This window comes from Bradyrhizobium sp. th-b2 (assembly GCF_000426785.1).
In the GTDB taxonomy this organism is placed as follows: domain Bacteria; phylum Pseudomonadota; class Alphaproteobacteria; order Rhizobiales; family Xanthobacteraceae; genus Bradyrhizobium; species Bradyrhizobium septentrionale.
This window is the reverse complement of sequence record NZ_AUGA01000036.1, coordinates 66,515-90,256: the sequence shown is the minus strand read 5'-3', so window position 1 is coordinate 90,256 and position 23,742 is coordinate 66,515. Positions and strand designations below refer to the sequence as shown.

Sequence of the window (23,742 nt, the reverse complement as noted above, 5' to 3'; positions counted from 1 at the left end):
TGCTCGGACCCAACTGCCCGAAAGCATCGCCCACCAGACCCCGCGGCTCGACGCTCTAGGACTAACATCACATCTAAATTGAAGAGTGAGCAATTTTGCTCAGACGAGAGCTAAGCCGTGTGCTGATTTGGCAAGCTCCGGAGGATTGCTCTATCCGGGGCTAGCGCAACGCCACCAAGCATTATTCGGCTTGGGGGCGTTGTGAGCTGCCTAGGTGGTGAGTTGTCCCGCATATATTTGCATTCGGCCCTGCGTGGTCATTCGCAGCCTGCCCGATAGTTCGACCATGTAACCCATTGCGATCAGCCGGGCGCTGTGTTCGGCCGGGATCACTGCTGGAGGGCTGGTTACGCCAGACGGCTTGCCGACTATAAGCAAGGAAGCAAACTCTTCCGGGCTAAGCGGTTTCGTTTTTGAGACCATGATCAGAGTATGGCCATATCTTGCAGTTCCGGATGTTCAATTTTGAACACAGAATTGCAAATAAGGCCGCCTCAGTTGGCGGCCTCGTTCATTTATTGATGCGATGCCATTTCGCCTCTTGGCCCCGACATGCCCGTGATCGCCCGGCGATATCAGGTTTTAGGGGGTAGAGCCGACATGGCGGATTTATGAGTGCGCGCCCTGGTTCAATCTGACGTCATCGCGTTTCAGCGCGTCGTCGGCGGGGCGCCGAGATTCCCCGCCAGGATCGCCTTGCCGGCATCCTCATATTGCGTGTCGCGGGCCTGGATCTGCTGCGCGATCGCGTGCATGTCGCGAAACCGCCGCTCGAACGGATTCTTCGCGAAGACCGCCGTTGCCCCCGACATGTGATAGGCGATGTCGACCACGGCGGCCGACTGGTGGATGGTCCAGGTCGAGGCGATGCGGATCGCGACCCGATGTGCCTCGCTGACGGGATCGCCGCGCGCGAGATCGCGCCAGACGTCGTTGGCCGTTGCATACAGATAGGCGCGGGCGGCGCGCAGGCTCGCCTCGGTGCGGCCGATCTGGCCCTGCACGGCGTTGTTGTCGCGCATTGCCTTTAGGCCCTGCGGGGTCTTGCCGCGGGCAAGCTCGGTTGCCGCATCCAGCATGGCGCGCGCGACGCCGAGCGAGGTCGCGGCAAAGCCCATGCTGAACACCATGTTGGTGGTGAGCTTGTAGAGCGGCCCCGCCTCGCGGCATGCGGCCGGATCGTCGCGCAGAGCCGCGAACTTGTCCGGGATGAAGAGGTTCTCGACCGAATAGGAATCCGTGCCGGTACCCTTCAGGCCGATCACGTCCCAGACGTCGTACATCACAGCCTGCGACATCGGAAACAGGATGGTGCGGATCTCCGGCGAGCCGTCAGGCTTCTTGCGCGGCGAGCCGTCGGCCTCGACGACGCGGACATGGGCGCCGAGCCAGCTCGCCTGCCGCGAGCCCGAGGCAAAATCCCAGCGCGCATTGGCACGGTAGCCGCCGGGCTCGGCGCGGACCTCATGGGCGATCGCGCCCCAGGCGAGAATCCCGGGCGCGGTGTTGAAGATCTCGTTGGCGGCGTCGGGCTCGAGATAGGCCGCGGTCATGGCGCAGACGCCGCACTGGCCGAGGCACCAGGCGGTCGATGCATCCGCCTTGGCGATCTCTTCCTGCATCTGCATGAACGCTTCCAGCGTCGCCTCGGCGCCGCCGAAGCGCTTCGGCAGCAGCGCGCGATACAGCCCGTTCTCGACCAGTGCCGAGATGACGGAAGGCGTCAGCCGCCGCGTCCGTTCGATCTCGTCGGCTTCAGCTATGATCAGCGGCGCCAGCGCGCGTGCCCGCTCGACAAGGTCGAACCCCTGCGGCTTGTTCATGCGTTTCCTCGGGCCCCTTCTGACATTGTTGTTGGGCGGGTTAAGCGATGGTGACCCATCCGGCAAAGGAGGGCAAGGCGGGACGGCGCCGACGCAGATCAGCTATCCATCCGCTGCGCCGGTGCGTGATCGATCGACCGACGCGCTCAGGCCGCGGCGCGGCCGAGGTCGAGCGACGGCTGGCGCTTGGTGGAGAAGCTCAGCGCGACTGCGACCGCGGCGAGGCCGATCGCGAAGGAACCGGCGTGCAGCCACGTATAGCCGTGGAACGTGTCGAACACGTAACCGCCGGCCCATGGTCCGAGCGCCATGCCGAGGCTTGCAAAGGCCGACACCGCGCCGAACACCGTGCCCATGATCCGCGCGCCGAAGAACTCGCGCACCAGCACGGCATAGAGCGGCATCACGCCGCCATAGGCGAGGCCGAACACCACCGACAGCGCATAGAATTCGCCGAGCTGCGCCACCGCCAGATAAGTCGCGATCGACAGCGCCTGTACCAGCAGGCCGCCGACCAGCACCGGCTTGGCGCTGAGCCGGTCGGCGAGCACACCGAGCAGCAGCCGTCCGCCGAGCCCGGAGAAGCCGGCGAGGCTGTACACCGTGACCGCCGTCAACGGCGCGATGCCGCACACCATGGCATAGGACACCATGTGGAAGATCGGGCCCGAATGTGCCGCGCAGCAGGCGAAATGAGCCAATGCGAGCGTGATGAATTGCGGCGTGCGCAACGCCTGCGCCACGGTCCATTCCGCTTGTGGCGGGTTCGCGGCTGCGCCAGTCGCGACGGTCGATCCCTGAGGCGCGGGGCGCACCAGGAAAGATGCCGGGATCAACAGCGCCCATGCAACGATGCCGATGACGAGCATCGCAAAGCGCCAATCATAGGCCGTGATCAGCCAGCTCGCCGATGGCGCGACGGTCAGCGGCGAGACGCCCATGCCGGCCGATACGAGGGCGACGGCGAGGCTGCGATGCTTGTCGATCCAGGCGCTAGCAAGCGCCATCATCGGCGCATAGAAGCTGCCGGCGGCGATCCCGATCAGGACGCCGAAGCACAGCTGGAATTGCCACAGGGTCTGCGCCTGGCTTGCCGTCACCAGGCCAAGGCCGAGCAGCAGGCTGCCCGCCAGCACCACGATGCGGGTGCCGAACCGGTCGGACAGCGCGCCCCAGGCGAACGCCGCAAAGCCCATGCAGAGGAAATCCAGCGTCGCTGCTGCCGATATGCCGGCGCGCGACCAGCCCATCGCATCCGAGATCGGCTGCAGGAACACCGCGAGCGACAGCATGGTGCCGAAGCCGACGCAAGTCATCAGCGCGCCCGCGCCGACGACGACCCAGCCATAATCGAACCGAGCGTCCTTGCTCATGCATTTCCCCGGCGCTGTTGTTTTTTGTGGTGCGCGCAGGGAGGATGGTGGCCTATCTGAGGTCCAGGGGCAATATGACGGGCAACATGCCTCTCATTCCGGGATCAGCGGATTGTGAGTTGCGTGCGCAAGATGTCGCAGCGCCGCGGCTAAAGCGCGATGAGGTTGGGTTGAATCATCATCGCGCTTTAGCTTCTTGTTTGAGCATGATCTTTTCGGAAAACCGCGTCACACTTTTCCGGATCATGCTCTACCCGCAATTCCAGGCCCGCCCGATCGGGGTCCAGGTCCAGCACGGGCCAAAACTGCCGCCATTGTAGCGGCCGCGGTAGAATCCGGGCCGGCCGTAATAATACAGGTCGTCGCCGTACCAGTAGCGCGGTGAATAGTCCGGGTAGCCGCGGGCCGCGCCGCGCGGACCGAGCACAGGAATAGTTTCGTTGGGCGGCTGCCGGTAGCCGGGCAGGAAGCCGTAGCCATGCCAGCGGGCGGTCTGCCGCTTCTTCGAGGAAGCGGCCGCGCTCAGGTCCGGCTGCAGCAAGGCGAGGATGACGATCGAGAGAGACAGGATGCGCAACATGATCGGAGTCTAGTCGGGCCGCTGCGCCGTGGCGATTCAAATCATGGTGTCAGCCTGTCGCCAAGGTGACGCGTAACGGCGGTCGTGACGACCGCCGGCGTCAGATAGGATTTGTTCTATCGCTCGCCTCATCCGGGCAGGCCCCGGTTGGACGCTTACGGGGTAGAAGCGGACATCAGCCAGCCGACAATCTCCGCTGAAACCGTCGAAAATGACCCTTAGCGGTCGTGGGACCTTCTTGCCCGCTTGCATCCGGAGCTTTTCGGAATGATGTTGCTTCTCGCATCTGCGATGCTGTCAACGTGCACGCCGTCGCCAATTGCTCGGGGTGTCCCCGGTCAGCTTTCTGAAGGCGGCGGCGAACGCGGTCTGGGAGGAATAGCCGAGCGCGACTGCGACCGAGATGACCGACGCGTCGGTGTCGCGTAGCATGTTTTTGGCCTCCTCGAGCCGGTGCTGACGCAGCCAGGCATGCGGCGACAGCCCGGTGCTTTTCTTGAAAGCGCGGCAGAAATGGAAGCGCGACAGACCGGCATCCGAGGCGAGCGCGGCGAGAGAGACGTCCGCATCGCTATCCTGGTGCAGGCGTTCGATGGCGCGGCTGAGCACCTTCGGCGAAAGACCACCCATGGTCGGCTGGATCGTGGTTGGCGAGCCGGTGTGCGCAGCCAGGAGACGCGTGGCCAGAAGGCTTGTCAGTTGACACCTGAACAGCGTATCCAGAACCTCATTGCCCTCCGGGACATCTGCCACGGTCAAGAGCAATCGGGATGTAACGGGGTCGGGGTGCGCCGTTCGCTCCAGGAGATTGATTGGTCCGGCGGTGTCGGCTTCTTCGGCCACGCGCTCGAGCGTCGCGGGCGGAAGATAGAACTCAACGACATCAACAGGTTTTGGAATGTCCCATCGGGAGCTTGATCCTTTCGGAATGATTATCACAGCCCCGGGACGGAACGTTCCGGTCGCAACTGATCGTCCCGACCGCCGTTCCATGCGCTGCACCGAGCCGTTGTAAGCCATGATGACGTGGTGGGTCTTGGGCCCGCAGACGTCGTGCACTCGTTTATATTTCCGGTGGGCGATCGCGGCACCGGAGGTATCCAAAGCCATGCGAAATGCCGTGGTCCCGAGCACCCGCGCCATTTCCGCACCGGCGTGAGGGCGCTCGGCATTGGCCGGAGTAACTTGGCACGCCTCAGGCGCAACTGACGCGTCCTCCTGGGAATCGCGCAGGATATGCTTGTTCATGATCGTATCCTCGCATTGGGGAGGCGATGCAGGGCGGGAGAAAAGCCGTGATCCGGAGCGGCCAGATTTGTTGCGTTGATTGTGAAGCTCAGTGCGCGTCGCGTGCCGGGCGGGCCAACCATTTCTCGAACCGGGCTTGTTCCCGAAGGGTGAGAAAATGTGTACTGTTTCGAGCGGAAAAAACCTTGCAGTCGGCCTGAATTGCGATTGAGTTTTCCTTGGCTTCTTGTCCAAGAAGGATCAGAAGTGCAGTTTCTGTTCGAAGATTATTGCCTCGATGCTAACCGGCGCGAGCTCAAGCGAGGCTCCGAGCTCATCCCCATTGGACCGAAGGTGTTCGATCTGCTGCTCTTCCTGGTCCAGAACCGGGAACAGGTCGTGACAAGGGACGATCTTCTGAAGGCGGTGTGGGAAGGACGGATCGTGTCCGAATCCACGCTGACCAGCCACGTCAATGCCGTGCGCAAGGCAATCGGGGATACCGGCAAGGAGCAACGCCTGATCCGGACGGTTTCTCGCAGAGGCCTCCGGTTTGTTGGCAAGATCATCGAGGAAGAAATGCCCGCGCGAGCCTCGGTCACAGACCCGGGTACGGAGCTTGGCGTTCAACATGCAAAGAACATTCAGGAGCCAATCAGGGCCTTTGAGGTCAGTGCGCCGACTGAAACGCGAGAGGCTGCGCCAGTTTTTGCAGCCGAGGCCGAGAGTCCGCCTCCGCTGCCCGACAGGCCTTCTATTGCGGTGCTTCCGTTCCAGAATATGTCCGGCGATGTCGAACAGGAATACTTTGCCGATGGAATGGCCGAGGACATCATCACGGCGCTGTCCCGTTTCAAGGCACCATTTGTCATCGCGCGAAACTCCAGCTTCACCTACAAGGCGCGCGCCGTCGACGTGAAGCAGGTTGGGCGCGAGCTTGGGGTGCGCTACGTGTTGGAAGGGAGCGTTCGCAAGGCGGCAAACCGAGTGCGCATTACGGGACAACTCGTCGATGCCGCTACTGGAGCACATATTTGGGCCGATCGGTTTGATGGCGAACTCGGCGACATCTTCGATTTGCAGGACCAGGTGACTGAGAGCGTTGTCGGGGCGATCGCGCCCGCGGTGGAAAAAGCTGAGATCGAGCGGGCCAAACGCAAGCCGACCGCTAGTCTCGACGCCTATTCCCTCTATTTGCGCGGTCTGGCCCGGCTTCATCAGTTTGGCAACCGGCAAGCGAACGACGAGGCATTGCTTCTGTTCAACCGCGCGATCGAGTTCGACCCGGAATTTGCCACCGCCTACGGTCGTGCAGCCTCTTGCTACCTCATTGCCAGGATCAATGGCTGGATTCCGGACACAGCGAACGCGATTGCCGAAGTGAAGAAGCTCACCCAACGGGCAGTTGAGTTGGGCAAGGATGACGCGATCGCGCTCTCCGCTGGCGGGAATGCGTTAGCGTTTGTTGTTGGGGATCTCGGGGTAGGTGCCGGCTTAGTTGATCGCGCGCTCGCGCTTAATTCCAATTTGGCTGAGGCATGGAATTTCGGCGGCTGGGTAAAGCTCTGGCTCGGCGAGCCGGAATCGGCGATCGAGCGCTTCGCACGTGCCATTCGCCTGAGCCCACTTGATCCGTGGCTGATGGGCATGCGAGCCGGGACCGCGTATGCACATTTCTTTTTGGACCGCTATGACGAAGCGGCATCATGGGCTGCAATGGCATTGCAGTGCAGTCCGGACTATCGACCTGGATTACGTATCACCGCCGCAAGCAACGCAATGGCCGGTCGGCCGGAACAAGCACACAAGGCAGTGGCTCGGCTGCGAGAACTGAGCCCAACGCTGCGCCTTTCCAATCTCAAAGATATGCTTGGCCCTTATCGACGTGCTGAGGACGTCGCGCGATATGAAGAAGGATTGCGGCAAGCAGGGTTGCCCGAATAACCCTCCCGGCCAAGATGCTCGCCCCTGGCATCCTGAGCGCGGCGATGAAGGCTTCCTGCCGCCGCTGTTTTGCCTGACATGTCACATGTCCTCGGCGTTGCCCGAACACCCTGGCCGACGCGTGCCGGCTACTTTGCAAGGGGTTGTTGTCGAGATTTTCGGTTAGGGCGGGACTGGCGCGGTTGTCGTCAAGCTGGCGACGGTCCGTGACGGCGCCTCAGCTGTCCACCTTGAGCGCGGCGATGAAGGCTTCCTGCGGGATGTCGACCTTGCCGAACTGCCGCATCTTCTTCTTGCCTTCCTTCTGCTTCTCCAGAAGTTTGCGTTTGCGCGTGATGTCGCCGCCGTAGCACTTCGCGGTGACGTCCTTGCGCAGCGCGCGGACGGTTTCGCGCGCGATCACTTTGCCGCCGATCGCCGCCTGGATCGGGATCTGGAACATGTGCGGCGGGATCAGCTCCTTCATCTTCTCGACCATGGCGCGGCCGCGGCCTTCGGCGCGGGTGCGATGCACCAGCATCGACAGCGCGTCGACCGGCTCGGCGTTGACGAGGATCTGCATCTTCACCAGATCGGCCGGCTTGTAGTCGGTCAGATGATAGTCGAACGAGGCGTAGCCCTTGGAGACCGACTTCAGGCGATCGTAGAAATCGAACACCACCTCGTTGAGCGGCAGATCGTATTTCACCATCGCGCGGGAGCCGACGTAAGTGAGCTCCTTCTGCGCGCCGCGGCGGTCCTGGCACAGCTTCAGCACGCTGCCGAGATATTCGTCGGGGGTGAGGATCGTCGCCTCGATCCACGGCTCCTCGATCTCGGCGATCTTGACCACGTCGGGCATGTCGACCGGGTTGTGGATCTCGAACTCGGTGCCGTCGGTCAGCTTCATCTTGTAGATCACGCTCGGCGCGGTCGCGATCAGGTTGAGGTCGAACTCGCGCGACAGCCGCTCCTGGATGATCTCCAGATGCAACAGCCCGAGGAAGCCGCAACGGAAGCCGAAGCCGAGCGCGGCCGAGGTTTCCATCTCGAAGGAGAAGCTGGCGTCGTTCAGCCTGAGCTTGCCCATCGCCGCGCGCAGCGTCTCGAAATCGTCGGCATCGACCGGGAACAGGCCGCAGAACACGACCGGGATCGCCGGCTTGAAGCCCGGCAGCATTTCGGTGACCGGCTTCCTGTCGTCGGTGATGGTGTCGCCCACTCTCGTGTCGGCGACTTCCTTGATCGCGGCGGTGATGAAGCCGATCTCACCGGGGCCGAGCTCCTCGACCTGCGTCATCTTCGGCGTGAAGAAGCCGACGCGTTCGATGTCGTAGGCCGCGCCGGTGCCCATCATGCGGATGCGGCTACCCTTCTTCATGGTGCCGTCGACGACGCGGATCAGCACGACGACGCCGAGATAGACGTCGTACCAGCTGTCGACCAAGAGCGCCTTCAGCGTCGCGTCAGGGTCGCCCTTCGGCGGCGGCAGGCGGGAGACGATCGCTTCCAGCACATCGGGAACGCCGAGGCCGGTCTTGGCCGAGATCATCACCGCGTCGGAGGCGTCGATGCCGATCACGTCCTCGATCTGCTGCTTGACCTTCTCGGGCTCGGCTGCGGGCAGATCGACCTTGTTCAGGACCGGCACGATCTCATGACCGGCGTCAAGCGCATGGTAGACGTTGGCGAGCGTCTGCGCCTCGACGCCCTGGCTGGCGTCGACCACCAGCAGGGAACCCTCGCACGCCGCCAGCGACCGCGAGACCTCGTAGGCGAAGTCGACATGGCCGGGCGTGTCCATCAGGTTGAAGATGTAGTCCTTGCCGTCCTTGGCGCGGTAGTTCAGCCGGACGGTCTGCGCCTTGATGGTGATGCCGCGCTCGCGCTCGATATCCATCGAATCGAGCACCTGCTCCTTGCCCGCCATTTCGCGATCCGTCAGGCCGCCCGTCATCTGGATCAGGCGGTCGGCGAGGGTCGATTTGCCATGGTCGATATGGGCGACGATGGAGAAGTTGCGGATGTTCGAAATCGGGGCGGTTGTCATGGGGCGCGGGATAGCATCCGCACCCCCGCGCGGGCAACCATATTGCGGTATTTTGCAGGGGTGTGACGGCGAATCACCGGGGTGTTTCAGTCAGGGCTGCCGCGATCGATTTTCGGGCCTGTTTCTGCTAGGTCTTTCAGCCCGAAACCCTCGCTTCTCCTGATATGCGCCGAACAGCTGGAATCCGAGGATGAACGCGATCGAAGAGGCCAATGTCGCGCGGATCGATCAGGCCGGGAAACGCCGAATGGCTGTGCGATCGGTGGCGTGCGCCCATGTTTTGCTCGCACTGATGCCGCCACTTGCGCATGCCCAAGACAGGCGCGAGCTGCTCGACCGTCTGGTGCGCGCCTATCCCGACGCGCTGTCCGCCCACGACAACACCACGATCACCTGGCGCGACGGCACGGTGATGCCGGTCGATGACGGCGTCGCCGGCAAGCCGTTCGATCAGATGCTGCGCAACGCGTCGATCCTCGATCAGATGCGGTTGTCCTATCCGTCCGGGCCGGCCGCGCCGCCGGCCCCGAATGCCGATCCCGGCCGTTTCCGCAACGAGGCCTTCTTCAAGAAGATGTACGGCGACTGCAATACGGGCGAGGTCAGGCGGAACCTGGTGACGATCATTTGGCTGCCGGGATCCTGGGGCAAGCCGGTTCAGGTCACGCGGGTCAATGGCGTGGCCGAGCGTCTCAAGCAGGTCTCGGCCGAGATCGACGCGCTCGGTCCGGCGCTGCGCGCCGCCGCCTTTCCGATCGCGGGTGTGCTGTCGTGTCGCGCCGTCGCCGATACCGGTCGGATGAGCATGCATGGCTACGCCGCCGCGATCGACCTCAACCTGAAAGTTTCGGATTACTGGCTGTGGGCGGGCAAGGGCAGCACAATCGCCTACAAAAACCGTATGCCGCAGCAGATCGTCGACATTTTCGAGCGCCACGGATTCATCTGGGGCGGCAAATGGTATCACTACGATACCATGCATTTCGAGTACCGGCCGGAGCTTCTCGGAAAGTGAATCGGCCGGTTTGAGGCGTTCTCACGCCAAGCTGATTTCACTCGCCACAAAAACGCGCTAAAGCGCGCTGAACTGCTGGTGAGCATTCACTCATCGTCCTTCCGCTTCCATTCGGCATGTCCCTTCGGAAAACCACCTTCCAGTTTTCCGGGTCATGCCTCAGGCACAGGCCATGTCGACCGTCTCCACCCTCCCTGCCGCCCGGCGCACCAGCCGCAAGCTGACGATCCGGCGCATCGCCGCATGGGTTGCCTCGCGCGCAACCAGTCCCGGGACCGGCCTGTGGCTCGTGATCGGCTTCGCGCTGGTCCACGCGATCCTGTGGACGCTGATCCTGATCAGGCTCAAGGCCGCGCAGGACGTCCATATGGATGTCGCGGAAGCCTATGCCTGGGGCCAGCGGTTCCTGCTCGGCTATGGCAAGCATCCGCCGCTGTCGGGCTGGATCGCCGGGGTCTGGTTCAGGATATTCCCTGTCACCAACTGGTCGACCTACGCGCTCGCGATGGCAACCGTCAGCTTCGCGCTGGTGGTGTGCTGGCTGATTGCGCTGCGGGTCGTCGATCGCCGCCGTGCGTTCTTCATGGTGGTGATGCTCGCGCTCTACCCGATCTTCAATTTCAAGGGCTTCAAGTACAACGCCGACCTCGCGCAGCTGGTGCCGCTGCCGCTCCTGGTGCTGGCCTATCTGAACGCGTTCGAGAAGCGGACCGTGAAATCAGGCCTCTGGCTCGGCTTTGCCGCCATGCTGGCGCTGATGACCAAGTACTGGGTGGTAACGATGATCGGCGCCATCGGGCTTGCTGCGCTGATCCATCCGCAGCGGATGCAATTCCTGCGCTCGCCGGCGCCATGGGTTGCGATCGGCACGATGGTCGTGGCGATGATTCCGCATCTGGTGTGGCTGGAGGAGGTGAACTTCCTGCCGTTCACCTATGCCGGCGATGTCTACGCGCTGTCGAGCCGCGCACTCAACGTCCAGCTCGTGATCGGCTACATCGTGCACAATGTCGGGCTGCTCGCGATTCCCGTCGTGCTGGGGCTCGTGGCGCTGCTGCTCGGGTCGGTGCCGTGGCGGCCGTCGGACGTGCTGGCGCGGATCTGGTCGCGCGGACCCAATCCGGGCGTCAATCGTCCGCAGGCGCTCAACGTCTGGATCATCCAGTCGATCGTCGCGATCGGACCGCCGCTCGGCGCGTTGGCTTTCGAGGTCTATATCAAGACTGATTGGGGCATCCCGCTGTTCTTCCTGGTGCCGCTTGCGCTGGTTGCGATCCCCTCGCTTCGTATCCCGCGCATGGCGCTGTTCTCGATATCCGCCGTCTGGTTCGTGGCCACGGTTGCCACGCTGATCGCTGCGCCCAGCATCGCCACGCAGGAGATGGCGTCCAGCCACAATGGCGCTTCGACCTATGCCGCGCGCTCCGAACTCGCCCGCGAGCTCACCGAGACCTGGCAGGCCAAATTCCATTCGCGCTGGGCCGTGGTCGTCGCACGTTCCGACATCGGCGAGCCGATGACGTTCTACAGCCCCGATCATCCGGCATCGCTGGTGCCGGGCGAGGCGTGGTCGTCGGGGCTGACATCGCTTGACGAGGCCAAGCGCCTTGGCTTCATCGGCGTCTGCGACACCACCGATCCGGTGTTCCTGAAGCCTTGCGAGGCATGGATGGCGGAGAATGCCAGGGATGCCGAGCCGCTGGTGATGACCACCATGCGGTTCTTCAACGGCCATCCCGGCCCATCGACAGTCTGGAAAGTTTATCTGGTGCCGCCCGCGAAGTAGCGCCTCGTTACGCGAGGCTGCACTTAGGTGCCTTCCTCGTTGAACTTGCTGGCGACGAGTTCGGCGATGGCGTCCAGCGCCTGCTGCGCCTCCTCGCCCTTTGCCGAGACCACGACCGTGGTGCCGGGCCCGGCGGCGAGCATCATCAATCCCATGATCGAGGTGCCGCCGACGGTCTCGCCGCCGCGCGTGACCCAGATCTCGGCGTTGAAGCGCTCGACCATCTGGACGAATTTCGCCGATGCCCGCGCATGCAGGCCGCGCTTGTTGACGATCAAGAGCTCACGGGAGATGGCGCCCGCCGGCACGCCCGCGCCGACCTGGTTTTCGCCCGGGGCCTCGCCGCTCATTTGCCTGCGAGAACGCGGCTGGCGATCGTGACGTACTTGCGGCCGGCTTCCTGGGCCATCGCGATCGCGTCGGGCAGCGAACGCTCCTCGCGAACCTTGGCGAGCTTGACCAGCATGGGAAGATTGATGCCCGCGAGCACTTCCACCTTCGGGCGGCTCATGCAGGAGATCGCCAGGTTCGACGGCGTGCCGCCAAACATGTCGGTGAGGATCGCAACGCCGTCGCCGCTATCGACGCGGTTCACCGCCTCGATGATATCGCTTCGACAGAGATCGGAATCATCCTCGGCGCCGATCGTAATTGCTTCAATTTGTTTCTGCGGACCCATGACGTGTTCGAGCGCGGCTCGGAACTCGTCGGCAAGGCGCCCATGGGTCACCAGCACTAGACCAATCATCGGAAACTCCTCGCGGGCGCCCTTTGGTGCACCGCACGAACGCGCCACTTTGACCATCCAGAGGCCCTGCGCAAGAGGGCATCTTGGCTAGTCTCCCTGTTCCTGGCGGTAGAGAGGGGAGGCTGCGCCGGTAAAATCCGACGCGATAGTGGATGTGATATGGTTACCAATTCCCTTCTCACAATTGGCCGCAAGATTACGGGAACATGAACTTTCAGGTTGTCGTCAGCGCAGCGACAACCAGCGGCAGGGGTTGGAAGCCGGCCGGTACGGAAATTCGCGGTATTGAAACACCATTAAGGCGAGTCTTAAGCGCCTCCGGCGGCGGCAGCCGCGCGGCGTCGTCGGCCGCGAGGTCGACGACCAGCCCCACCACGGCCTCATTTGCGAACGGGCAATGGCGGATTCCGAGGCCTCGGATCTCGATCAGACCGGCCAATTGCTGTGCCGGGCGAACCCACAATTGTTCGCCAGCTGTGTCGAGATAGACACGGTCATCCCCCACCAAAATGGCCGGCGGGAGCACTCCGGTGCGCCCGGCGAGAATCAGCTCGAAGGCCAGACGCGACTTGCCGGCACCCGACGGGCCGCGGATCAGCACCGCACGCTCGCCGACCAGAACGGCGGATGCGTGCACGCTTGAATTGTCTCTCATAGTGACGGCAGCCTGACCACGAAGCGCGCGCCGGCAACTGTTGGCTTGCCATCCTCGCCGGCCGGGCCAAGGCGGTTCTCAGCCCAGATGCGCCCGCCATGCGCTTCGATGATCTGCTTGGAGATCGAAAGCCCGAGGCCGGAGTTCTGGCCAAATCCCTGATGCGGCCGGTCGGTGTAGAAGCGCTCGAAGATCCGCTCCAGCGCGTCCTCGCCGATGCCGGGCCCGTCATCGTCGACGATGATCTCGACCTCGCCGCGGGTGCGGCGGCAGACGATGCGTACCTTGTCGCCCGGCTTGGAGAAGGATTGCGCGTTCGACAGCAGGTTGGAGATCACCTGGCCGAGCCGGGAATCATGGCCGGGCACGGAGAGCGTGTCGGTCGATCCGCGGCCCTCGAAGCGGGCTTCGACGGCGACGTCGTGGCCGAGCCGGGTCTCGTTGGCGACGCTGGTCAGCGTCGTCAGCAGCCGCCGCAGATCGACAGGCGCCATATCCTGACGCTGCAGCTCGGCATCGAGCCGGCTCGCGTCGGAGATGTCGGAGATCAGGCGGTCGAGCCGCCTGACGTCATGCTCGATCACGGCGAGCAGCCGCGCGCGGCTGTTCTCGTTGCGCGCCAAAGGCAGCGTCTCGACCGCGGAGCGCAGCGAGGTCAGCGGGTTCTTCAGCTCATGGGCGACATCGGCGGCGAACATCTCGATCGCCTCGATGCGGCTATAGAGCGCGTTGGTCATGTCGCGCAGCGCGCCGGAGAGATGGCCGATCTCGTCGCGGCGCCCGGTGAAGTCGGGAATCTCGACGCGGGTCTGGATGCGGTTACGGACGCGCTCCGCGCTTTCGGCGAGCCGCCGCACCGGGCCTGCGATCGTGCTCGCCAGCAACAGCGACAGCATGATCATGACCGCGGATGCGACGCCGCCGATCTTGAGGATCGCGAGGCGCTCGGACATCACCAGCTGGTCGATGTCGTCGCCCTGTGTGGTCAGCATCAATGCGCCGCGCACCGCGCGGAAATGCTGCACCGGAACGGCAACCGACACGATGATCGCGCCGCGCTCGGTGACGCGCACCGCGCTGCCCTTCATGCCATCGAGCGATTGCGCCACTTCGGAATAACCCTTGCCGCCCTCGGGGCCGAGCTCGCGGTAGATCGGCAGGTCGCCGCGGTTGAGCCAGGTCTTGATGGTGGCCTTGCTCTTCTCATACAGCGACGGCTTCTCCGACGGCGGCGGCAGCTCCATGCGCAGCACGTCGCCGCGCGCGAACAGATTGCGGCTGTCGAGGATCAGGCCGCCATCGCGGTCGAAGATGCGGGCCCGCGTCTTGGTCGGCGCGATCAGGCGGCGCAGGATCGGCGCAAGACGCTCCGGATTGATCGAGAAGTCCGCCGATTCGTCCGGTTGGCCAAAACTCTCGCCGGGCTTCAGGTCGAGCAGCCGGTCGGGATCGATGGTGACGGTATTGCCTTCGACGGTCGCGGAGGCGGCGATCGCCTCCGAGATGATCTCGGCATAGACCAAGAGGCTCTGTGTGCGTGCTTCGATCAGGCCGGCGCGAAATTGCGAGAGATAGAGGATGCTAGCGACCAGCGCGACGAGGCCGGCGAGGTTGAGCGAGACGATGCGGCGTGTCAGGCTCGAGAACGACAGCGCGAAGAAGAACTGACCGGCGCGACGCAGCCAACCGAGCGGCCGGCGCCAGCCCTTGTCCTGCGCCAAGTCCTGCGCAACGTCGTCGGCCACGGCCTCGTGATCGAGGACCTGTGATGCGTCCTCGGTGTTCAGTCCCTGCTCGAGCTGCGTTCGATCAAGCACTGGCAAAGCTGCCGGTTGGTATGGATGTCGTCCCGCGAAGCATTTGGTGGCCCGAGCTTACCCCAGCCGTGCGGAGCCTGTCAGGTAACAAGCCGCCCGGGAAGTGCAGATCAGGCTTCCTTGAAGCGATAGCCCACGCCGTACAGCGTCTCGATCATCTCGAAGTCGTCGTCGACCACCTTGAACTTCTTGCGCAGCCGCTTGATGTGGCTGTCGATGGTGCGGTCGTCGACATAGACCTGGTCGTCATAGGCCGCGTCCATCAGCGCGTTGCGGCTCTTCACAACGCCGGGGCGGGTGGCGAGCGCCTGCAGGATCAGGAATTCGGTCACAGTGAGCGTCACCGGCTCGTTCTTCCAGGTGCAGGTGTGGCGCTCCGGATCCATCCGCAGCAGGCCGCGGTCGAGCGCGCGGGCGTCCGGCTCCTTCGGCGCGGCGGTCGGATCCTTCGGCTGGCCGCGGCGGAGCACGGCCTTGACGCGTTCGACCAGCAGGCGCTGCGAGAACGGCTTGCGGATGAAATCGTCGGCGCCCATCTTCAGGCCGAACAATTCGTCGATCTCTTCATCCTTCGAGGTGAGGAAGATCACCGGCAGGTCGGACTTCTGGCGCAGCCGGCGCAGCGTTTCCATGCCGTCCATGCGCGGCATCTTGATATCGAGGATCGCCAGATCGGGCGGCGACGTGCGAAACCCATCCAGCGCCGACGCACCGTCCGTGTAGGTCATGATGCGATAGCCTTCGGCTTCGAGCGCGATCGAGACCGAAGTAAGAATGTTGCGGTCGTCGTCGACCAGGGCGATTGTGGGCATGTGCTGCTTTCACAATTTGAGAGTGGCTTAAGCGGCGGGCACTCTGGCGACGCGCCGTGGAAATGGGCTTCGAACGCGGTCAACGAGCAATGCAAGCTGGGCTGAAGTGTGACCGAGTTCCGCAAAAACGCTGCGACCCAAGCGATGGACCCCATATAGCACCCTTAGACCCTGAGAAAAGGCCCTTTTTTCATGCGGAACCGGCTCGATTCGCCCATAAAATGACCCGATAGGCCCATGCAACCGACCGCCGACTTCGACCCCGCCCGTCTTGCCCGCTCGCTGCTGCGCCGCAGCCGCCAGGGCGCGCTCGCCACGCTGATGACCGGTACCCGCGATCCCTATTGCTCGCTGATCAATCTGGCCAGCCATCCCGACGGCTCGCCGATCCTGCTGATTTCGCGGCTGGCGCTACACACCAAGAACATCCTGGCCGACGGCAGGGTGTCGCTTATGCTGGACGAGCGCGCCGAGGGCGACCCGCTGGAGGGAGCCCGGATCATGCTCGGGGGGAAGGCCGAGGAGGTCGCGGAGTCTGAGCGGGAGCTCGTCAGCCGCCGCTATCTCGGCGCCCACCCTTCGGCGGAAGCCTTTGTAGAATTTAAGGATTTTTCGTTCTTCCGGATACAGCCGAGCGGCGCCCATCTGGTGGCCGGGTTCGGCCGTATCGTCGACCTCAAGCCAGCGCAGTTCCTGACCGATCTCGGCGGGGCCGAAGCGCTGCTGGAGGCTGAGCCCGGTGCGGTGGCGCATATGAACGAGGATCACCGCGAGGCCATGAACCTCTACGCCACGCGGCTGCTCGGCGCGGAAAGTGCCGACTGGCTCTGCACCGGCTGCGACCCGGAGGGTATGGACATGCAGGCCGACCGCAACACGCTGCGGCTCGATTTCCCCGAGCGGGTCACCAACGGCACCGAGCTGCGCAAGATGCTCGTGCGGCTCGCCGGCGAGGCGCGCGCCAAGCAGTAGTGCTACGGGAATCTCGGAGCTCACCTTGAACGGCGGCCGTCGTTGCCGCGACCCATGGCGGCAGCACAAAGGATCGCGGCGCAGCGAGGCATGATGTCGCATGGCTCCCGCTCCTTGCGCGATCGTCGCCGTGCCGGGAACGAGGCCCATGAAGTCAGGCAATCATCTGGTCGTCGCGCTTGGACTTGCGCTGGCCGCGAGTGGCAGCCTGTCCGCGCCGTCGTTCGCGGAGCAGGGTAGCGTCGCGGCGCTCAGCGCGAAGATCAACGCGCTCAGCCGCGCCGGCAAATATGCCGAAGCGCTGCCGCTGGCGCAGGGCCAGCTCGACAGCCTCGAAAAGAAGTACGGGTCCGATAATCGCGATGTCGCGGCGGCGCTGAACAATCTCGCCCAGATCTACGGCGCGCAGGGCCGCGACGCCGAGGCAGAGCCGCTGTTGAAGCGCGCCATCGCGATCCTCGACAAGGTGTCGGGTTTGAATTCCGCCGACGCTGCGCCTGAATTGAACAACCTTGCCGCGCTCTATCAGCGGCAGGAGCGCTATGCCGATGCCGAGCCGTTGTTCAAGCGGGCACTGGCGATCCGCGAGAAGGCGCTGGGTCGAAACCATCCCGATCTCGGGCAGTCGCTCAACAATCTGGCGACGCTGTACGAGAAGCTCGGTCGCCACGGGGAATCCGAGCCGCTGTTCAAGCGCGCGCTCGCGATCTACGAGAAGGCGGCCGGCCCCGAGCATCCCGCGGTCGCGACCCTGCTCAACAATATCGGCCAGGTCGAGAAGGTGCAGGGGCGCTATGCGGAGGCCGAACCGCTGATCAGGCGGTCGCTTGCGATCCGCGAGAAAGTGCTCGGGCGCGAGCATCCCGATGTGGCGCGGTCGCTCAACAATCTCGCCGATCTCTATGAGCGGCAGCGCCGTTATGCCGATGCCGAGCCGCTCTATCAGCGCGCAGTCGCGATCCGGCAAGGCGCGCTCGGACCCGATCATCCCGATCTTGCGACATCGCTCAACAACCTCGCCGGGCTCTACCAGGCCGAAGGCCGCAGCGCGGACGCGCTGCCGATCGTCGAGACCACGATTTCGAATGGCCGGGCGCAGCTCCGCGTGGCGCTGCCGGTCTTGCTCGCCGCGCAGCGCCAGCAATTGCTGACCGGCGACAGGGCGCTCGACGCTGCGCTGAATGTGGTCCAGCGCGCCACGCAATCATCGGCGGCGTCGGCCGTGAACAAGCTTGCGGTGCGGCTTGCCGCCGGCACCGACCGTCTCGCGCAACTGGTGCGCCGCGACCAGGACCTCGCGGCGGAAGCCGAGGCGCTGGACAAGGCGCTGCTCTCGGCGTGTCGAAGGACCGGGCCAAGCGCGACGCTGCGGCCGAAGCACGCAGCCGCGCGCGGCTTGCCGCGATCGCGACCGAGCGCGCCGGCCTGCAAAAGACCTTTGCGACCGAGTTCCCCGACTATGCCGCGTTGTCGAATCCCTTGCCGATGACCGCACGGGAGATCCAGGCGCTGCTCTTGCCCGACGAGGCGATGGTGCTGTTCGCGGTCGCTGACAAGGAAAGCTTCGTCTTCGCGCTGACCCGCGACGCGGTCGACTGGAAGCAGGTCTCCCTTGGCGGCGATGCGCTGTCTGCCAAGGTTGCCGCATTTCGTCGCGGGCTCGATATCGGCAAGGCGAGCGATGCCAGCGACAAGGCCGGCCTGTTCGATCTCGCACTGGCCAATGAGCTCTACGCGGCGCTGCTCGGCCCGGTCGATGCGCTGGTCAGGGACAAGCGCAGCCTGCTGGTCGCGCCTGTAGGAGCGTTGACAGCGCTACCATTCCATTTGCTGGTCACCGAGCCGCCGCCTTCAGCGATTCCCGAAACATTTGCCGGCTATCGCGACGCGGCATGGCTGTTGAAGCGGCAGGCGGTATCGGTGTTGCCTGCGGCTTCCAGCCTGAAGGCGTCGCGCGCCTTCGCGCGCAAGGAGCAAAGCACAAAGCCGCTGACCGGCTTTGGCGATCCGCTGTTCAATCCGTCGCGCGAGGGCTCGGGCGCCGGCCGCACCGCGGTCAAGCAGGCCTCGCGCGCGCTGGTGACGTCGGCCTACACCGATTTCTGGCAGGGCGCCGGCGTCGATCGTGCGCGGCTTGCCGCCGCGCTGCCGCAACTGCCTGACACCGCCGACGAATTGAATGCGGTCGCAAAGGACCTCGGCGCTGAAGCCTCCGACATCCATCTCGGTGCTGACGCGAGCGAGACCACGTTGAAGCGCGCGCCACTGACTGATTACGCAATCATCTATTTCGCAACGCATGGCCTTGTCGCAGGCGATGTGAAGGGTGTTGCGGAACCTTCGCTCGTGTTGAGCATTCCTAATCAGCCGTCAGACCTGGACGACGGACTGCTCACCTCAAGCGAGGTCGCGCAGCTCAAGCTCAACGCCGATTGGGTGGTGCTATCTGCGTGCAACACGATCGCCGGCGACAAGCCCGGTGCCGAAGCCCTGTCAGGGTTGGCGCGCTCGTTCTTCTACGCGGGCGCGCGAGCACTGCTGGTGTCGCACTGGTCGGTGGATTCGGAGGCCGCAACGCGGCTGACCATTTCGACCTTCGATCGCCTGAAGGCCGACCCCAGACTGGGACGCGCCGAGGCGTTGCGCCAGGCGATGCTCGCCTATCTCAACGACACATCCTCGGCGCGAAATGCATACCCGGCATTCTGGGCGCCGTTCGCCCTGATCGGCGAAGGCGCGGCCCGCTAGCTGGCACCTTTTGTGCATCGCAACGCCTTGTGCGCAGCGAGAAAGGCAGTGGAACGCCGCCCGACGGCTGTGAAAACAAAGCGAAAGCGAAAGCAAAACGAAAGGGTCCCGCGCTGCGGTATTTGCGCCAGATGATGTGCCCGCCTTGGAATCAACCAAAAGCCGTTCGACTGGCTTGGCAAGCCCGGCGATCCCCACTATTAGGTCGCCGGACCGGGGCCGAGAGGCTATATTCTGATGACGGTCACCGCGGCGGGGCGCGATTAGCGACATTCGCGCGAACAAGGATACGCGGGTTCGAGGAGGTACTTCGTGCAAGAGACGGGCGTGCATAACGGTGCCTTCGGCGCCGACAAATTCGGCTTAAAGAATCTCAAGGGCGTGCATTGGAACTATGGTGCGCCTCAGCTTTACGAGCATTCGTTGCGCAATGGCGAAGCGGTGCTCTCGGCCGACGGCGCGCTTTGCGCGGATACCGGTGAGTTCACCGGCCGCAGCCCGAAGGACAAGTTCACGGTCCGCGATGGCCTGACCGACAAGAGCATGTGGTGGGCTGGCAACCAGTCGATCACGTCGGAGCAGTTCGCGGCGCTCTATGCCGACTTCCTCAAGCATGCCGAAGGCATGACGCTGTTCGCGCAGGATCTCTATGGCGGTGCCGATCCGACGCATCGCATCAAGACCCGCGTCTTCACCGAGCTCGCCTGGCATTCGCTGTTCATCCGCACGCTGCTGATTCGCCCCGAGGCGTCGGAGCTCGCGAGCTTCGTGCCGGAACTCACGATCATCGATCTGCCGAGCTTCCGCGCCGATCCGAAACGTCACGGCTGCAAGTCGGAGAACGTCGTCGCGATCGATTTCGCCCGCAAGATCGTCCTGATCGGCGGGTCTTATTATGCCGGCGAAATGAAGAAGAGCGTGTTCACCACGCTGAACTTCTACCTGCCCGAGAAGGGCGTGATGCCGATGCACTGCTCGGCCAATGTCGGCCCCGACGGCGACACCGCGATCTTCTTCGGCCTGTCCGGCACCGGCAAGACCACGCTCTCGGCCGATCCCAAGCGCACGCTGATCGGCGATGACGAGCATGGCTGGAGCGCCGACGGCATCTTCAATTTCGAAGGCGGCTGCTACGCCAAGTGCATCAAGCTCTCCGCCGAGGCCGAGCCCGAGATCTACGCCGCCAGCAAGCGCTTCGGCGCGGTGCTGGAAAACGTCGTGCTCGGCGCCAACGACCGCGTGCCCGATTTCGACGACGGCTCGAAGACCGAGAACACCCGCTCGGCCTATCCGCTCGATTTCATCCCGAACGCCTCGCGCACCGGCTGCGCGCCGCATCCCAAGAATGTGGTGATGCTCGCCGCCGACGCCTTCGGCGTGATGCCGCCGATCGCCAAGCTGACGCCGGCGCAGGCGATGTATCACTTCCTGTCCGGCTACACCGCGAAGGTCGCCGGCACCGAGCGCGGGCTCGGCAACGAGCCGCAGCCGGAGTTCTCGACCTGCTTCGGCTCGCCGTTCCTGCCGCGTGATCCGTCGGTCTACGGCAATCTGCTGCGCGAGCTGATCGCCAAGCACAATGTCGATTGCTGGCTGGTCAACACCGGCTGGACCGGCGGCAAGTACGGCACCGGCCGCCGCATGCCGATCAAGGTGACGCGTGCGCTGCTCACCGCGGCGCTGAACGGCAGCTTGCGCAATGCCGACTTCCGCACCGACAAGTATTTCGGCTTCGCGGTGCCGACCTCGCTGCCGGGCGTCGAGCCGCACATCCTCGATCCGATCAAGACCTGGGCCGACAAGATCGAGTTCGACAAGACCGCGCGTGCGCTGGTCGGCATGTTCCAGAAGAACTTTGCCAAGTTCGAAGCGCAGGTCGATGCCGAAGTCCGCGCCGCCGCGCCGGAAGTGAAGCTCGCGGCGGAGTAATTCGCGCGCTGATACGTGATTTGAAAAGGCGGCCCTCGTGGCCGCCTTTTCTGTTTCAATTTCTCTATCGCCGCGCGGTGCTAACTCAATCCGTCACCCTGAGGAGCCGCGAAGCGGCGTCTCGAAGGGTCGACGGCCACCAGCCGGGCCGTGCATCCTTCGAGACGCGCCTGCGGCGCTCCTCAGGATGACGGGACCTGGTTCACGGGCTACTCGCCCATCTCCGGCAGCACTGCGTTGCTCGGCGTCTGGCGGTCGGTGATCTGCAGGCCGAACAGGCTGCCGATCAATTCGACCGCGACGCGCGCGGTGCGGCCGCGCTCGTCGAGGAAGGGATTGAGCTCGACGATATCGAGCGAACGCACCAGCCCGGAATCGTGCAGCAGCTCCATAATGAGGTGCGCTTCCCGATAAGTCGCGCCACCCGGCACAGTGGTGCCGACGCCGGGCGCCACCGCCGGGTCGAGGAAGTCGACGTCGAACGAGACATGCAGCACGCCATTCTTGGCCCTGACGCGCTCGATGAGGCGGCGGGTCAGCACGGCGACGCCGAACTCGTCGATCTGGCGCATGTCTGATATCGAGACGTTGCGTTGCCGCAGCAGCTTGCGCTCCAGCGGGTCGACCGAGCGGGTGCCGATCAGGTCGAGCTGATCGGGCGGGATCGAGGCGCGCGGCAGCCCGCCGAGCAGGTCGTCGAGGCCAGGCTCGCCGCACAGGAAGGCCGCGGACATGCCGTGCATGTTGCCGGTGATGGTGGTGGCCGGCGTGTTGTAGTCGGCATGCGCATCGACCCACAGCGCGAACAGCGGCCGGCCCTTCTCCTGCCAGTAGCGCGCGACGCCGTTGATCGATCCCATCGACAGCGAGTGATCGCCGCCCATGAAAATCGGAATCGCGCCGGAATGCGCCAGCCAGTAGGCGCGCTCGGAGAGCGTGCGGGTCCAGGTCTTCACCTCGTCGTAGAATCTGGTGTTCGCCGGCACCGGGCCGTCGGCGACCACGGCCGGGATCGCCAGGTTGCCGTGGTCGTCAACTTGGAAGTCGAGCTGCTCGAGCAGGCGAGCGATGCCTGCGGTGCGCAGCGCGTCCGGTCCCATCAGCGGGCCGGCCTGCGATGCGCCGATCTCGATGGGAACGCCGAGCAGGGCGATGCGTGATGGTTTGGAGTTGTCGGCTTCGGACATGCGGCGGTGCTCCCAAAGGCGTGGAACAGAAGCGACGCGCCAATGTTCCCTCAACCCCTGAAATAGGCAATCCGGTCACAACAGGCCAATGTGGATATGTGCGCTTCGCCTCGGTTTGACGCGTTTTCTTCACGCGAACCGGTGCCCACTTCGCTTGAAAACGCTATGCCTTGAAGTAGGCGATCTGCGTCGTGGTCGCGAGCAGGCGGCCGGAGGGCGACCACAATTCGCCGTGCTGGTCGCCATAGCTCTTGTGGAAGGTCTTGGCGTCGGCCGTGGCGAGCACGCGGGTGGTGTCCTCTGCGTCCAGGTCCGCCGCGTCGGCGTGGAAATAGGTCGTCAGCGACACCGTGCCGAACGGCACCAGCTCGTGCCGCGCGTGGAAGACGCGGCCGAAGAAGGCGTCCGACATCGACATCAGCGACAGCGCATCGAGCTTGCGCGGCACGCGGTCGGCAATCCACATCTTGGAATAGGCGCTCGACGGTTCCTTCGCGGCGCTGCCGCTGAACTTCGGTTCGCCCTCGGCAAAGCGAAAATCGTACTGGTTGGCCCAGGTCATTGCGAGCTTCGGATAGGACCGCAGCTGCTCGAACGGCACCGCGCCCGGAAAGTCGGCCGGCTGATGCGACCACGAGGGCCGGCGCTCGGCGAACACCGCGGTCGCCAGCGTCGCGACCTCGCCGCCGCCCTGCGTCATCTCGACCGACCAGTGCTGGCTCGAACGGTTGGCCTTGACCAGGCGGACATCGAGATCGAACGCGCCCTCGGCGACCGGCGCGCAGTAATTGACCGTCAGTGCCAACGGATCGCCCGCGCGCTGCGGATGCTGCATCAGCGCCCGCAGGATGGTCGCCGCCGTACAGCCGCCAAACGGGCCGACGAACGCCCAGTAATCCGGGCTGGTCCGTCCCTGCCAGCGGCTGTCGCCGGCGGTCACGGCGGTGGCTTCATCGAAACGGTGCGGGGTCTTGGTGAGCATGCTCTTTGGTTCCGTCATTGCGAGCGAAGCGAAGCAATCCAAAGCCGCAAAGCAAGTCTGGATTGCTTCGTCGCTTCGCTCCTCGCAATGACGCTCTCATCTGGACAAGCACTAC

General features: G+C 64.2%; 17 protein-coding genes and 1 pseudogene. 6 read left to right on the top strand and 12 right to left on the bottom strand.

All coding sequences use genetic code 11. The features are described from left to right. Positions 1-650: 650 nt before the first annotated feature. The 4 genes from K359_RS0132040 to K359_RS0132025 form a co-directional block, all read right to left on the bottom strand. Positions 651-1,823: an acyl-CoA dehydrogenase family protein gene (locus tag K359_RS0132040; RefSeq protein ID WP_029082982.1), complete on the bottom strand. Its 1,173-nt coding sequence runs from the start codon at positions 1,821-1,823 to the stop codon at positions 651-653. 146 nt (positions 1,824-1,969) lie between these two features. Continuing rightward, entirely contained in the window at positions 1,970-3,196 is a 1,227-nt protein-coding gene (locus tag K359_RS0132035; protein ID WP_029082981.1) for an MFS transporter, read from the bottom strand. Positions 3,197-3,446: 250 nt separating this feature from the next. Then, on the bottom strand, positions 3,447-3,776 hold the full coding sequence (locus K359_RS0132030; RefSeq protein ID WP_029082980.1) for a hypothetical protein: 330 nt from the start codon (positions 3,774-3,776) through the stop codon (positions 3,447-3,449). A 297-nt stretch (positions 3,777-4,073) separates the two neighbouring features. Further along, positions 4,074-5,024 (bottom strand): AraC family transcriptional regulator, encoded by a 951-nt coding sequence (locus tag K359_RS0132025; protein ID WP_029082979.1) that lies wholly within the window; start codon positions 5,022-5,024, stop codon positions 4,074-4,076. Positions 5,025-5,270: 246 nt separating this feature from the next. On the opposite strand from K359_RS0132025, the gene K359_RS0132020 reads away from it, so the two are divergent. Continuing rightward, entirely contained in the window at positions 5,271-6,947 is a 1,677-nt protein-coding gene (locus K359_RS0132020; RefSeq protein ID WP_029082978.1) for a winged helix-turn-helix domain-containing protein, read from the top strand. Positions 6,948-7,164: 217 nt separating this feature from the next. Here K359_RS0132020 and lepA read toward each other — a convergent pair whose 3' ends face one another. Continuing rightward, complete coding sequence (gene lepA, locus K359_RS0132015; protein WP_029082977.1) at positions 7,165-8,976, bottom strand: translation elongation factor 4; 1,812 nt, start codon at positions 8,974-8,976, stop codon at positions 7,165-7,167. Positions 8,977-9,166: 190 nt separating this feature from the next. Here lepA and K359_RS63505 point away from each other — a divergent pair, with 190 nt between their 5' ends. Both K359_RS63505 and K359_RS0132005 read left to right on the top strand, forming a co-directional pair. Continuing rightward, the gene (locus K359_RS63505) at positions 9,167-9,991 is read left to right on the top strand and encodes a M15 family metallopeptidase (protein ID WP_245284775.1); all 825 of its coding nucleotides are present in this window, start codon (positions 9,167-9,169) and stop codon (positions 9,989-9,991) included. Positions 9,992-10,163: 172 nt separating this feature from the next. Further along, positions 10,164-11,777 carry a glycosyltransferase family 39 protein gene (locus K359_RS0132005; RefSeq protein WP_029082975.1) on the top strand — a complete coding sequence of 538 codons (1,614 nt, stop codon included), beginning with the start codon at positions 10,164-10,166 and terminating at the stop codon, positions 11,775-11,777. A 23-nt stretch (positions 11,778-11,800) separates the two neighbouring features. Here K359_RS0132005 and K359_RS0132000 read toward each other — a convergent pair whose 3' ends face one another. From K359_RS0132000 to K359_RS0131980, 5 genes are all read right to left on the bottom strand, one after another. After that, the gene (locus tag K359_RS0132000; protein WP_029082974.1) at positions 11,801-12,127 is read right to left on the bottom strand and encodes an HPr family phosphocarrier protein; all 327 of its coding nucleotides are present in this window, start codon (positions 12,125-12,127) and stop codon (positions 11,801-11,803) included. After that, the gene (locus tag K359_RS0131995) at positions 12,124-12,525 is read right to left on the bottom strand and encodes a PTS sugar transporter subunit IIA (RefSeq protein ID WP_021076632.1); all 402 of its coding nucleotides are present in this window, start codon (positions 12,523-12,525) and stop codon (positions 12,124-12,126) included. The genes K359_RS0132000 and K359_RS0131995 overlap by 4 nt, the downstream gene beginning before the upstream one ends. A 214-nt stretch (positions 12,526-12,739) precedes the next feature. Continuing rightward, positions 12,740-13,180, bottom strand: coding sequence for an HPr kinase/phosphorylase (locus tag K359_RS0131990; protein WP_029082973.1), 441 nt, complete (start codon positions 13,178-13,180; stop codon positions 12,740-12,742). After that, the gene (locus tag K359_RS0131985) at positions 13,177-14,925 is read right to left on the bottom strand and encodes a stimulus-sensing domain-containing protein (RefSeq protein ID WP_371261206.1); all 1,749 of its coding nucleotides are present in this window, start codon (positions 14,923-14,925) and stop codon (positions 13,177-13,179) included. Before K359_RS0131985 ends, K359_RS0131990 begins: the two co-directional genes overlap by 4 nt. Before the next feature lie 182 nt (positions 14,926-15,107). After that, positions 15,108-15,809 carry a response regulator transcription factor gene (locus tag K359_RS0131980; protein ID WP_016843287.1) on the bottom strand — a complete coding sequence of 234 codons (702 nt, stop codon included), beginning with the start codon at positions 15,807-15,809 and terminating at the stop codon, positions 15,108-15,110. A gap of 237 nt (positions 15,810-16,046) precedes the next feature. Between K359_RS0131980 and K359_RS0131975 the strand changes: the two genes are divergently transcribed. The 3 genes and pseudogenes from K359_RS0131975 to K359_RS0131965 all read left to right on the top strand — a co-directional run bounded on the left by K359_RS0131975 (position 16,047) and on the right by K359_RS0131965 (position 21,458). After that, entirely contained in the window at positions 16,047-16,781 is a 735-nt protein-coding gene (locus tag K359_RS0131975) for a HugZ family protein (protein ID WP_029082971.1), read from the top strand. Positions 16,782-16,929: 148 nt separating this feature from the next. Continuing rightward, positions 16,930-19,529 (top strand): annotated as a pseudogene (locus K359_RS53520) (tetratricopeptide repeat protein). 312 nt (positions 19,530-19,841) lie between these two features. Next, entirely contained in the window at positions 19,842-21,458 is a 1,617-nt protein-coding gene (locus tag K359_RS0131965) for a phosphoenolpyruvate carboxykinase (protein WP_029082970.1), read from the top strand. 209 nt (positions 21,459-21,667) lie between these two features. Here K359_RS0131965 and rocF read toward each other — a convergent pair whose 3' ends face one another. Both rocF and K359_RS0131955 read right to left on the bottom strand, forming a co-directional pair. After that, positions 21,668-22,645 (bottom strand): arginase, encoded by a 978-nt coding sequence (gene rocF / locus K359_RS0131960; protein WP_029082969.1) that lies wholly within the window; start codon positions 22,643-22,645, stop codon positions 21,668-21,670. Positions 22,646-22,808: 163 nt separating this feature from the next. Next, positions 22,809-23,627, bottom strand: a complete 819-nt coding sequence (locus K359_RS0131955; protein ID WP_029082968.1) for an acyl-CoA thioesterase II — start codon at positions 23,625-23,627, stop codon at positions 22,809-22,811. Between the last annotated feature and the right edge of the window lie 115 nt (positions 23,628-23,742).